9 protein-coding genes are annotated in these 12,942 nt (G+C 35.0%); 6 read left to right on the forward strand and 3 right to left on the reverse strand.

Annotated features, from left to right (window positions below; translation table 11 throughout):
• Positions 1-6 precede the first annotated feature (6 nt).
• Positions 7-483, reverse strand: a complete 477-nt coding sequence (gene rpsG / locus QSV08_RS12245; RefSeq protein WP_324023624.1) for a 30S ribosomal protein S7 — start codon at positions 481-483, stop codon at positions 7-9.
• A 23-nt stretch (positions 484-506) separates the two neighbouring features.
• The gene (gene rpsL / locus QSV08_RS12250) at positions 507-881 is read right to left on the reverse strand and encodes a 30S ribosomal protein S12 (RefSeq protein ID WP_027064832.1); all 375 of its coding nucleotides are present in this window, start codon (positions 879-881) and stop codon (positions 507-509) included.
• Positions 882-1,283: 402 nt separating this feature from the next.
• Between rpsL and QSV08_RS12255 the strand changes: the two genes are divergently transcribed.
• The 6 genes from QSV08_RS12255 (at position 1,284) to rlmB (ending at position 12,178) form a co-directional block, all read left to right on the forward strand.
• Positions 1,284-4,526, forward strand: a complete 3,243-nt coding sequence (locus tag QSV08_RS12255; protein WP_324023625.1) for a SusC/RagA family TonB-linked outer membrane protein — start codon at positions 1,284-1,286, stop codon at positions 4,524-4,526.
• Positions 4,527-4,556: 30 nt separating this feature from the next.
• Positions 4,557-6,233 (forward strand): SusD/RagB family nutrient-binding outer membrane lipoprotein, encoded by a 1,677-nt coding sequence (locus QSV08_RS12260; protein WP_324023626.1) that lies wholly within the window; start codon positions 4,557-4,559, stop codon positions 6,231-6,233.
• Positions 6,234-6,244: 11 nt separating this feature from the next.
• On the forward strand, positions 6,245-7,114 hold the full coding sequence (locus QSV08_RS12265) for a hypothetical protein (protein WP_324023627.1): 870 nt from the start codon (positions 6,245-6,247) through the stop codon (positions 7,112-7,114).
• Between the two features lie 82 nt (positions 7,115-7,196).
• Complete coding sequence (locus QSV08_RS12270; RefSeq protein ID WP_324023628.1) at positions 7,197-10,568, forward strand: VCBS repeat-containing protein; 3,372 nt, start codon at positions 7,197-7,199, stop codon at positions 10,566-10,568.
• A gap of 62 nt (positions 10,569-10,630) precedes the next feature.
• Positions 10,631-11,377 carry a hypothetical protein gene (locus QSV08_RS12275; RefSeq protein WP_324023629.1) on the forward strand — a complete coding sequence of 249 codons (747 nt, stop codon included), beginning with the start codon at positions 10,631-10,633 and terminating at the stop codon, positions 11,375-11,377.
• Positions 11,378-11,443: 66 nt separating this feature from the next.
• On the forward strand, positions 11,444-12,178 hold the full coding sequence (gene rlmB / locus QSV08_RS12280) for a 23S rRNA (guanosine(2251)-2'-O)-methyltransferase RlmB (RefSeq protein ID WP_133672033.1): 735 nt from the start codon (positions 11,444-11,446) through the stop codon (positions 12,176-12,178).
• A gap of 7 nt (positions 12,179-12,185) precedes the next feature.
• On the opposite strand, the gene QSV08_RS12285 is transcribed toward rlmB, so the two are convergent.
• On the reverse strand, positions 12,186-12,923 hold the full coding sequence (locus QSV08_RS12285; RefSeq protein WP_324023630.1) for a rhomboid family intramembrane serine protease: 738 nt from the start codon (positions 12,921-12,923) through the stop codon (positions 12,186-12,188).
• Positions 12,924-12,942 lie beyond the last annotated feature (19 nt).

The following is a 12,942-nucleotide window of genomic DNA, read 5'->3' on the forward strand; positions in this document are numbered from 1 at the left end:
TTCTGATTAAAATCTAAAGTGAGAGAATGCTTTGTTTGCCTCAGCCATCTTGTGGGTATCAGTTCTTTTCTTAACAGCAGCACCTTCTTCTTTTGCAGCAGCTAAAATTTCACCAGCTAATTTCTGAGCCATACCTTTCTCATTACGCTTTCTAGCATAACTAATCAACCACTTCATAGCTGTTGATATTTTACGGTCTGGTCTAATTTGCATTGGTATCTGAAATGTTGCACCACCAACTCTTCTACTTCTAACTTCTACGTGAGGCATAACATTACTTAATGCATCTTTCCAAAGTTCTAAAGCTGTCTTTTCTTCATCAGTCTTCTTTGCGTCTACAATGTCAATTGCATCATAAAACACACCAAAAGCTACTGATTTTTTACCATCCCACATCATCATGTTAACGAAACGTGTCACCAACTGATCATTAAATCTTGGATCTGGTAAAAGCGGTCTTTTCTTTGCCTGTTTTTTTCTCATTACTTCCTTTTAAACAAGTTTAATTAATTTTTAGGGCGTTTCGCACCATATTTAGATCTACGTTGTGTTCTACCGGCCACACCTGCTGTGTCCAATGCACCACGTACAATATGATACCTTACTCCTGGTAAATCTTTAACTCTTCCGCCTCTTACTAATACTATCGAGTGCTCTTGAAGATTGTGACCCTCTCCTGGAATGTAAGCATTCACTTCCTTACCGTTCGTTAACCTTACCCTTGCTACTTTTCTCATAGCTGAATTTGGTTTCTTTGGCGTGGTAGTATAAACACGTGTACAAACACCCCTTCTCTGAGGACACGAATCCAAAGCAGCCGATTTACTCTTCTTAGTAATCGTCTCTCTTCCTATTCGTACTAATTGTGATATTGTTGGCATACTATAATATATATAAAAATATTTACCCCTACTTTAAGGGTCGGCAAATGTAGTAATATTTAAATAAAATTCAAACCTAGTTGGATTTATTTTCATTTTTTTTTAAATACTCCATTTTTAACGTAAAATATCTTCTGTTAAAATCAACTTAACATTCTACTAGCCATTAAGAAAAATCATACAATAATCATTTTGATTTAAATGCAGCTTTTTACCAGTTTTCCTGAGGAATTGCGAATATGACAAAAAAAACACTGTAGAATTATATAACTTTAAATATGGATCGTGTTTAATCTGTAACTCCTGATTTTATCACACGTTCTTAAAGTTTTATTAAAATTGTCTTGCATTATTAACACATTATTATGAAGTTTGTCGCTAGCTAATTCAAATAATTTAAAAATGAGAACAAAACTAAATGGATTGTTAACGCTACTTTTAGCGTTAGTTGTGCATATTTCTTTTGCACAGCAAAAAACAGTTTCCGGTACGGTAACTGATCAGGGAGGGCTTCCTTTGCCCGGAGTTAACATTGTAGTTGAAGGTACCACTACTGGTACACAAACTGATTTTGATGGTAACTACTCTATTATGGCCGCACAAGGCGAAACATTATTGTTTACTTACATCGGTCAAAAAGCCGTAAGAAAATCGGTAGGTGCCGGTAGTACAGTAAGTGTACAAATGGAAGAAGACGCACAAGCACTTGAAGAGGTGGTTGTTACCGCTCAAGGTATTAAGCGTGAGAAAAAAGCTTTAGGTTTTGCAGTTTCCTCTGTAGGGGAAGAAGACTTGGAGTCTCGTTCTGAAGGTGATGTTGCGCGTGTATTATCAGGTAAAGCATCTGGTGTTCAGATTACTGCCGCTGGTGGTATGTCTGGTTCTGCAACTAACGTTGTAGTAAGGGGTTTAAGTTCCTTCAGTGGAAGTAACCAAGCTCTTTTTGTTGTTGATGGTGTACCTTTTAGTAGTGATACTAATGCACAAGATACAAATGGTGGTGGTTCTAACTTCTTAACTGGTAACACTGGTTCTTCAAGATTTTTAGATTTAGATCCAAACAACATAGCAAAAATTGAAGTACTTAAAGGTCTTGCTGCTGCAACACTTTATGGTTCTCAAGGTAAAAACGGTGTAATCCTTATTACTACTAAAGCAGGTTCTGCGGTTGGTGGTAAAAAGAAAACAGAAATTACTGTTAATCAATCTTACTTTGTTAATGAATTTGCTTCATTACCAGATTACCAAGATGAATATGGTAACGGTTTTGACCAAGCATTCGGTTGGTTCTTTAGTAACTGGGGACCTAGTTTCGAAGAAAGCGGACTTTCAGGTTGGGGAAGACAATCATCAATTGATGCGAACGGTACTTTAGAGCACCCATACAGTAGTACTGCAGTTAGATCTACTAGAGAAGCATTCCCTGAACTTCAAGGTACAAGATATGATTGGAAACCATACAACTCTGTTGAAGAATACTTCAAGCCAGGTTCAGTAAGTTCTACATCTGTTAACATTAACGGTGCTTCTGAAGATGGTAATACTACGTTCAACGCTAACTTTGGTTACTTAGATGATGAGTCTTTTATTCCTGGTAACGGCTTAACAAGAGCTAACGTTTCTATTGGTGGTAGATCTAAATTATCAAACAGATTTACAGTATCTGGAGCAATGAACTACTCTAGAACTGATTATAGTTCACCTCCAATTGCAGCAAGTGAAGGTAACGGTACAACTGGTCTTTCAATTTTTGGTAACATTTACTTTACACCAAGAAGTGTTGACTTATTAGGATTACCTTACCAAAACCCAATTGATGGTTCAAGTGTTTACTATAGAAATGGTAATGACATTATCAACCCTCGTTGGACTGCAAATAATGCAGAGTACTCTCAGTTAACAACTCGTGTTTTCTGGAATGCATCTGTACAATATGACATTAACGATAATCTTAACATGACCTATAGAGCAGGTTTAGATTATTACAATGAAAGAAACGAACAATACTCTAACAAGGGTGGTGTTGCATTTACAAGTGCAATTTTTGGTTTCTTAAACACATATGATAACAATAACACAATTTGGGATCACTACTTAGCTTTAAATGGTAATTATGATTTATCAGAAAAATTAGGTATGACTTTCAACGTTGGTGCAACTACAAGATCAACAACTTTTGATCAGTCTGGTGTTGCAAGTACAGGCCAGATTGTATTTGACATTCAAAGACACTTCAACTACGCTAACCAGTCTCCTATTCAGTATACTGAAAAAAGAAATATCGCAGGTTTGTTAGGTCAAGTTACTTTAGATTATGACAACATGTTATTCATAACAGGTTCTACTAGAACTGACTGGGTTTCTAACCTTACAACAGAGAATAATAGCCAAACATACCCAAGTGTAAGTGGATCTTTCTTACCTACTGCTGCTTGGCCTAGCATTAAGTCTGAAAAAGGACTTAATTTCTTAAAGCTTAGAGCTGGTTTAGGTCAGTCTGCAACTTTCCCAACTGCTTACCCTACAATTAGTGTGGTACAGCAAAATACTCAAGTATATGGTGAAGGTGGTGAAGTTACAACCAACCAAGTTGCTGGTTTTAGAGCAAATCCAGACTTAAAGCCAGAAATACTTTCTGAATTTGAAGTTGGTTTTGAATCTAAATTCTTTAGCAATAGAGTTTCTTTAGATTTCACATATTTCGATAGAACTACAAAAGATCTTATCGTTAGAGAACCCCTTTCTCCTTCAACTGGTTTTACTTTCACACAAAGTAATGTTGGTAAAATAGAAGGTGATGGTATTGAAATTGATTTAGGTGTTGATTGGTTTAGAAGTGATGATCGAAGTGGATTCAACTGGAACACAAGAGCAAACTTTACTAAGAACCAATTTACTGTAACAGAACAAGAGCAAGACATCATTATTTATGCTGGTAGTTCTACACTATCTGTAGGTGGTAACGCTGCTATAAAAGGTGAGCAATTAGGTGTAATAGTAGGTGATGCAATCGCAAGAGATGCCGAAGGTAATTTCTTAATTGATGATGGTGGTGATTATGTTACTACAGAAGTTGATGCTAATGGAAATGTGCCAATTATCGGTAATCCAAACCCTGATTATATCATGAACATCATCAACTCTTTTTCTTACAAGAATTGGAATTTAGGTTTTCAAATTAGTCATATTAAAGGTGGTGATGTAGTATCTAACACAATCGGTACCTTATTAGGTAGAGGTTTAATTACTGAAACTTTAGATAGAGAAAATACGTATATCTTACCTGGTGTTTCTCAAAGTACTGGTGAAGTAAACAATAAGCAGATTAACAACTCTACTTACTACTTCAACAATATCTTATTCGGCCCAACTGAGTTAAAGGTATATGATGCTTCTGTTCTTCGTTTACAAGAACTTTCTTTAGGGTACACATTCCCTGCTAAGTCTTTAGAAAGAACTCCTTTCGGATCACTTACAATAACTGCTCAAGGTTTCAACTTATGGTTTGATGCTTACAACACTCCAGAAGGTGCAAACTTTGATCCAAATATTCAAGGTGCTGGTGTTGGTAACTCTCAAGGTTTTGACTTTATCAATGGTCCAAGTTCTAGAAGATATGGTGTTAGTGTTAAAGCAACATTTTAAAAATTGCTAATCTTAATTAATAGAAATATTATGAAAAAAATAATTAAATATATAACCGTTGTTTTTACCGCAGGAGTGCTATTAAACTCTTGTGAAACAACAGACCTAGATCTTAGGACTAGCCCTAACGATCTTGCTGCAGATCAAGCTGATCCAAATTTGCTTTTGAATTCAATTCAATTGGCATACGTAGCAAACATGTACACGATTAATGATATAGGTTCTGAGTTAACTAGAATCGATTATATGCTTGGTCGTAACTATTTTAATACTTACCCGGGTAATACTTTTGATGATATCTGGGAACGTCTTTACAGTAGTACAGATGGTAATGGAGATGTTTTTACCTCTGATGTAGATTTAGGTATTTTCCCTAATGTAGTTAACCTACAAACTATTGACGCTGGAACTGATACAGATTATTCTTTTCACATAGCAGTAGGTCAAACTTTAAAAGCGCACATGCTTTTATTATTAGTTGATTATCTTGGAAAAGCAACATTAAGTGAATCAGGTAACCCAACAGATTTTCCTGCACCATTATTGGATGATGGTCAAGATGTATATGCTGGAGCTTTAGCTTTATTAACTGAGGCAGAAGCGTTATTTGCTGCTGACCCTGCTACTCAAGGTGCTGAAGATTTTTTCTACGGTGGTGACACTGAAAACTGGATTAAATTGATCAATACCATAAGATTAAAAGCTGCTGTTACTACTGGTGACACAAGTACTTTTAACTCGATTATTGCAGGTGGAGACTATATTTCAGCTAATGGTGAAGATTTTCAATGGCAATATGGCACTAGAGAATTACAACCAGATACACGTCATCCAGATTATCAAGATGATTATACGACCAGTGGTGCAAACATTTACCAAAACAACTGGTTAATGAATTATATGTTGACGAAAAATGACCCTAGAATTAGATACTACTTTTACCGTCAAGAAAGTGCTACACCAGGTGCAGCAGGTGAACCTGCTGACGAAGAGTTACTTGCTTGTTCTTTAGCGATACCACCAGTTCATTATGATGGATTTATTTATTGTTCAGTACCAAACGGTTACTGGGGTAGATCTCATGGTAACAATGAAGGTACACCTCCAGATGGTTTCCAAAGAACTGCCGTTGGGGTTTATCCTGCAGGTGGTCGTTTTGATGATAGTAGTTTTGACGTTGTTGGTCTTGGCCTAGGTGGCGGAGGTGGTGGTATCGAACCAATCATCTTAGCTTCTTATGTAGATTTCTGGCAAGCTGAAATGGCTGGTACTGCTGCTGCTAAAGCAACTTTCTTAGAGTCAGCTATGACAAAGTCTATTGCTAAAGTTCAAGGTTTTGGTTCTTTAGATTCTGGCGCAGATTTATCAGTTGCACCTTCTGAAACTGATGTTACTACATACATTGATGGTATTGTGGTTGACTACTTAGCAGCTACAGGAGATGATCAAACAAATATCTTATCTGAACAATACTGGATCGCTCTTTATGGTGGCGGTGTTGAAGCTTATAACTATTACAGAAGAACAGGCTTCCCTACAACTTTAGCTCCTAACTGGGAACTAAACCCAGGTTCTTTTCCAAGATCATTTTTGTATCCTCAAACAGAGGTTATTACAAATCCAAATGTTTCGCAGAAATCTGATTTATCAACACAAGTATTTTGGGATACCAATCCAGCCGGACCAGCTTTCCCATCTGCTAACTAAAAAATAAGAAAATGAAAATAAACAATAAAATATTAGGCGCTATTATAGGTGTATCCTCGCTACTAATAACATCATGTGATGACGATGGTGGTAAAGTTATTGATGAAGTATTTGCAGAAACTACTAGAGGTGCTGTTTTAAGAACAATCGAATCTGGCGGAGTTTTTGACCGTTTTGATACTTCTACTAGTTTTGCCTTTACTTTTGAAGAGCAAGATTATGAAGATGGTGATTTGTTAGAAAAGGTTGATTTATATATCAGCTTTGACGACAACACAGAAGCTAATGGTGATTCTTCAGTTGATGAGATTTTAATACAGTCTTACTTACCCGCAGATTTTACTGATGGTGAATTTGGTCTACCTAGAGCAAGCTATGAAACAACTTTAGCTAATGCACTTTCTCAATTAGGTTTAGTTGAAGGTGATTTTGATGGTGGCGATGCTATTCAATTTCGTTTAATCTTGACTTTAACCGATGGTAGAACCTTTACTAACGATGATAGTACAGGTACAATTACAGGTTCATTTTTTAATGCTCCTTACTTCTACAACCCTGTAATCAAATGTATTCCACCTGCACCAGTTGCTGGTGATTACACTATCGATTTAGTTGATAGTTATGGAGATGGATGGAACGGTGCATCTATAGATGTTGTAATCGATGGCGTTGCCTCTTCTTACACTATTGCAGATGGTGGTGCAGGAACAGAAACATTTACTGTACCAGTAGGAGCAACAGAATTTACATTAGAATTTGTTTCTGGTGCATTCGATTCTGAAGTTACTTATGAAATCATTGCTCCAACAGGAGAAACAGCAATTTCAGATGGACCAAGTCCAGCTGTAGGAGCTATTACTTTGAATATCTGTAACGGATAATCTTAGAAATATTTTATATATTAATAGCTGCCTTATTTATTTAGGGCAGCTATTTTTTTTTACCACTATTAATAACCCCCGCATGCTACAGCTATTAAAGATTACAAGAGAAAAAATATTGATTATTAGCTATTTGATTACATCAACATTGCTAGTTTTAGCATGTTCTAATCAGAAAAAAAAACCAATAAGTAATGTAGCATCCAATGAATTAAGTAATCAAAAAATATTTGAAAATATACCAAGTGTACATAGCCAAATAACATTTAGCAATGACCTTAAAGAAAACATAGAAACGTATGACAACGTTTTTAATTTTGATTATTTCTATAATGGTGCCGGCGTTGGTGTTGAAGACATAAACAACGACGGACTATTAGATATATTCTTTTCAGGAAACCAGGTAGACAACAAGTTATATCTGAACAAAGGCAATCTTGTTTTTGAAGATATATCTGCTAGTGCTGGTATTAACTTTAATAAAAAATGGAGTAATGGCGTAACCTTTGTTGATATTAACAATGATGGATGGCAAGATATCTACATATCTCAAGGCGGGCCTAACAATAGAAGTAACAGAAACAATCTATTATACATTAATAATCAAGACAACACTTTTACAGAAAGTGCAAAAGAATATGGAATAGACGATCCCGGAATCTCTACTCAAACAGCATTTTTCGATTATGATAAAGATGGTGATCTTGATTGCATAGTAATGAATGAGAATGAACTGTATGGCTTAGACCCTATCTCTCTGCTTAAAGCAGTTAAAACATCTTCAGAAACCAAATACTTCAATAGTAGTCACTTCTACAAAAATGTTGATGGAAAATATATTGATGTAACTAAAGAAGTAGGCTTAGAAAACCCAATATTTGGATTAGGATTATGTGTCTCTGACATTAATGACGATGGGTATTTAGACATCTATATTTCTAGCGACTACTACTTACCTGACGCCCTATATATAAACACCAAGAATGGTAGTTTCAAGAACTCAATAAAAGAACTTACCCAACATATTTCATTTTATGGTATGGGCTTAGATATTGCTGATATTAACAATGATAATTTACAAGACATATTTGTTTTAGATATGGCTTCTAATGATCATTTTAGAGCCAAAACACTTATGGCCTCTATGAGTACAGATAAGTTTAATTACCTAACTACTACAGCCGGTTTTCAATACCAATACATGTTCAATTCACTTCAATTGAATTTAGGCCAAAACCACTACTCAAACATATCTCAACTTACATCAATGGCAAGCTCAGATTGGAGCTGGTCTGTTTTAATGTCAGACTACGATAATGACGGGTTAAAAGATATTTTTATCACTAATGGCTATAGAAAATATGCCCTAGACAATGATTTTCAGAACAAAGTATACAAAACTAAAGTAAAATATAAAGGCAACATACCTAATAACATAAAGCAACAGTTATATGATGAAATGCCATCAGAGAGCTTAAGCAACCTAATGTATAAAAACGAGGGTAACCTAAACTTTAAAGAGAGAGCTAACGCATGGGGATTAGAAGAGCTAACCTTTAGCAATGGTGCTGCGGAAGGAGATTTTGATAATGATGGTGACCTAGATTTAATAATCAATAATATAGACCAAAAGGCTTTATTGTATAAAAACAACACGGTAGAATACGACCGAGGAAACTTTCTAAAAGTAACTGCAAAAAGCACAACAACAGAGTCTTTTGCTAAAGTTAGCATCTCATATGATAATAAAAATCAATATGAAGAGATAAAAAGAGTTAGAGGTTATATGTCTTCTCAAGAAAATGCTGCACATTTTGGCATAGGTAACTCTACAACTATAGATACTGTAAAAATCGAATGGCCTAGCGGTAAAATATCGTATCAATTCGATGTGAAATCAAACTCAACTTTAACTTTTTCAGAAAAAGATGCCAGTCTAATTTCTAAAGAAACAACAATTGATAAAAATCCTTTCTTTATCGCAAAAAATGAACAGGAATATCATTTAGATTTCAAACACAAAGAAACCACCTATGATGACTTTGCACAAGAAATCCTTTTACCTTACAAGCAATCTAATACCGGACCATTTACATCTAAAGGCGATATTAATGGTGATGGAAAAGTAGATTTATACATAGGTGGTGGATCTGGGCAGCCAGGCAGCTTATACGTACAAACCGAAAATGGGTTTATCAAACAAACCCCAATACCTTTTCAACTAGATAAAGGAAAAGAAGATGCCGAATCGGTTTTCTTCGATTTTGATAACGATAATGATTTAGACCTTTATGTAGTAAGTGGTGGAAATGAATATGGCGAAAGCTCTTCTTATTATGCTGACAGGTTATACCTAAATGATGGTACTGGTAATTTTCATAAGATGGATATGCCTGTTTTACTATCATTTCCAAAAAGCGGAAAATCGGTAACCATAATAGATTTTGATAAAGACGGTGATAATGATGTTTTGGTAGGAAATAGAATTATACCACATAACTATCCAAAACATAGCCCTTCAATTCTTTATGAAAATGACAATGGTATATTAAAAAATGTTACTGAAAATATAGCCCCTGAATTAGAAAACTTCGGATTAATCAACAGTATAATCACTACAGATTTTAATAATGATGGCTGGCAAGATTTTATTGCGGTTGGTGAGTGGACACCAATAGGAATATTTGAAAATATAAACGGAAAATTTCAACGCCTTTCAACTAAAGGGACAGCACTTAACACCAAAGGCTGGTGGTTTAAAATTAAAGAAACAGATGTAAATAATGATGGTAACAAAGATTACATTATTGGGAATGTTGGCAGAAATATAAAGTTCACGGCAAGCGAGGATAAACCATTCAAAATTTATTCTAATGATTTTGATAATGATGGTATTAACGATGTAGTCTTAAGTAAAAAATACCACGAAACCTATGTACCCGTAAGGGGAAGGGAATGCTCATCTCAGCAGATGCCGTTTATCAAAGAAAAATTTACCACCTATAATGATTTCGCACAAGCCACAATGGAAGATATATATGGCGACAAGTTAAAAGATTCATATTCTAAAGAAGTAACAGAATTCAACTCTATTCTACTTCTAAACAAAGGCAATAATAAGTTTGAGAAAATAACTTTACCAAATGAAGCACAATTATTTCCGACTTTGGCAATATCAGTTTTTGATTTGAATAAAGATGGATTTGAAGATTGCGTTATATCTGGTAACATCTATGAAACAGAAGTTGAAACGCCAAGACTAGATGCTATATCTGGTTTAGCACTAATTTCAAATGGGAAAGATGGTTATATACCCGCAACTATGGAAAGTACCGGATTATATTTGAAAGGCAACGTAAAAAGTATGGAATCACTAAAATACAAAGACCGCACCTTACTTATTGCAGGTTTTAACAATGACAAACTGAGAACATTCGAATTAACAAAAAATTAAACATCCTGAATATAAGAGGTTTAAAAATTATATTTAATTTAAACCTCTTAAACAACCACACCATGAAAAAAATACTATTATTAGCAATAACCGTAATAGCAAGTACTGCTTTACAAGCACAATATTCGGGTCAAGTACCTACTAACTTAGGTGGAGCAAGCCAAAATGCTGCTGCAGGAGCAGCTATCGCCAATTTCTTAGGTCCGGTAAACGAGGCTTATCAAAAAAGGCGAGAAATAGATTTAGACAAATTTCAAGGCTCCCCATACACTTCTAACACTTTCGCTCCAACAATCTTAAAATATAATGACGAAGTTGTTGGTAATATATATTATAGATACAATGCCTTAAACGAGGAGATTGAAATTAAAAAAACTGCTTCTGAAGAAGAAGCATATCAAGCATTAGTAAAAGATAAAGAAATTAGTCTTCTTGTAAATGCAAAACCTTTAAGTTTTAAAACTTTTGTTACCGAAAAAAATGCTACCATCAATGGCTATTTATCTCTTATAAAAAAAGGCAGTAAATATGACCTATACGAAAGAACTCTTGTAAAGTTTACTGAAGGGCAGCCTGCTCAGAATTCTTTTGTAGCAGCAGTACCGAGCAGATTTACAAAATTTACAGAATTCTATTTTCAAAAAAATGGTGTAAATAGAATTGACCAAATTCCTCAAAAAAATAAAAAACTTATCAAGTTGGTAGATGAGTCTAAAAGAGAAGAACTCAAGCTATTTTTAAAAGAAAATAATCTGAACATCAAAGACGAATCAGATTTAATAAAAGTATTTGACTATTTAAATAGCTAAAAATTTTAATCTTATTATTTAAAACCGCCCAACAAATGTTGGGCGGTTTTTATTTACCTTTGCCCCATGCAAAAAACCACTCAAATTTATGGCTTAAGAGCCATTATAGAAGCTGTCAATTCAAATGAAGAGATAGATAAGGTATTTCTACAAAAAGGTCTTAAAGGAGATCTTATGAAAGAATTGGAAGGTTTATTGCGTCGTAATGAGATCAATATGGTCTATGTGCCTATTGAAAAATTGAACAGGCTTACCAAAAGTAACCACCAAGGTGCTGTTGCAAACATCTCGCCTATTGCATTTCATACTCTTGAAGATTTGGTTGAGAAGGCAAATGCAAAAGAAGGTCCGGCTTTATTTTTATTACTGGATCAACTATCGGATGTTCGTAATTTCGGAGCTATCATCAGAACTGCTGAGTGTACTGGTGTCGATGGTATTATCGTTCAAAAGAAAGGTGCCGCCCCAGTAACTGCAGATACCATAAAAACTTCTGCCGGTGCTGCCTATAGAGTGCCAATTGCAAAAGTAGACCATTTAAAAGATGCCGTTTTCTACTTACAGGCATCTGATATTAAAATCGTATCGGCTACAGAGAAAACAGATGATTCTGTTTATGATGTTCCTTTTACCGATTCTATCGCTATTGTTATGGGTGCTGAAGATCGTGGTATTACACCTTCTATTTTAAAAGCTTCTGATTACAGGGCTAAGTTGCCATTACTTGGTGAAATAGAATCATTGAATGTTTCTGTTGCTTGTGCCGTGTTCTTATACGAAGCAGTACGTCAGCGTTTGTAATTCAACATTACTTGTTAGATTCATTTTCGGAATTTTCTTTAAAGATGTAGTTAATTTTAAAGCTACTTTCTTCATCGATATCTTCCTCAGTTGGTAATTCTCTAAAGTTTCCGTTTTCATCAAAGTGCTGTAAGAATAGGTCGTCTTCCTCTTTAAAGCCTTCCTTTTCCCATTCATATTTTTTGGTTGGCGGTATGCGTGCTTTTACGACTTTAGCTAAAAATAATCCAGTTAAGAAACCTCCTAAATGTCCTTCCCAAGACATTCCTTCTTTTACAGGAAAAATGTACCATAGCATGCTTCCGTAAATAAAAACAACTATTAACGAAAGTGCAACTAACCTAAAGTAAGAACTAAATATCCCCTTGAAAAAAATAAAGCTCGCCAGAACATAAATGAGTCCACTTACACCAATGTGGTACGACGTACGACCAATCATCCATGTCAAAAATCCTGATAACAGTATTCCGTACAAAACTACTTTCCAAGCGACATCTCTATAAAAATACCATAAGGCTGACAATAGAATTGCTAATGAAATAGTATTGTTATATAAGTGCTCTAGAGACCCATGAATAAACGGACTCAACACTACACCACGTAAACCGAGTAGTGTTCTAGGCATAACCCCGAATTCATTAAAATTAATCCCTAAACTCAATTCTAACCAATATACACCCCATATCAAAATCATTGCTAATAGCGGTATAGCAATTACTTTGTTCGAAAATTTATAATGTCCCATTTCAGACATGAGCTAGATT

Source organism: Maribacter sp. BPC-D8 (genome assembly GCF_035207705.1).
GTDB lineage: Bacteria > Bacteroidota > Bacteroidia > Flavobacteriales > Flavobacteriaceae > Maribacter.

Coding starts and splice junctions, on each gene's coding strand:
- QSV08_RS12275 (WP_324023629.1), top strand. CDS start 10,631: ATGAAAAAAATACTATTATTAGCAATAACCGTAATAGCAAGTACTGCT.
- rpsG (WP_324023624.1), bottom strand. CDS start 483: ATGAGAAAAAAACAGGCAAAGAAAAGACCGCTTTTACCAGATCCAAGA.
- rpsL (WP_027064832.1), bottom strand. CDS start 881: ATGCCAACAATATCACAATTAGTACGAATAGGAAGAGAGACGATTACT.
- rlmB (WP_133672033.1), top strand. CDS start 11,444: ATGCAAAAAACCACTCAAATTTATGGCTTAAGAGCCATTATAGAAGCT.
- QSV08_RS12270 (WP_324023628.1), top strand. CDS start 7,197: ATGCTACAGCTATTAAAGATTACAAGAGAAAAAATATTGATTATTAGC.
- QSV08_RS12255 (WP_324023625.1), top strand. CDS start 1,284: ATGAGAACAAAACTAAATGGATTGTTAACGCTACTTTTAGCGTTAGTT.
- QSV08_RS12260 (WP_324023626.1), top strand. CDS start 4,557: ATGAAAAAAATAATTAAATATATAACCGTTGTTTTTACCGCAGGAGTG.
- QSV08_RS12285 (WP_324023630.1), bottom strand. CDS start 12,923: ATGGGACATTATAAATTTTCGAACAAAGTAATTGCTATACCGCTATTA.
- QSV08_RS12265 (WP_324023627.1), top strand. CDS start 6,245: ATGAAAATAAACAATAAAATATTAGGCGCTATTATAGGTGTATCCTCG.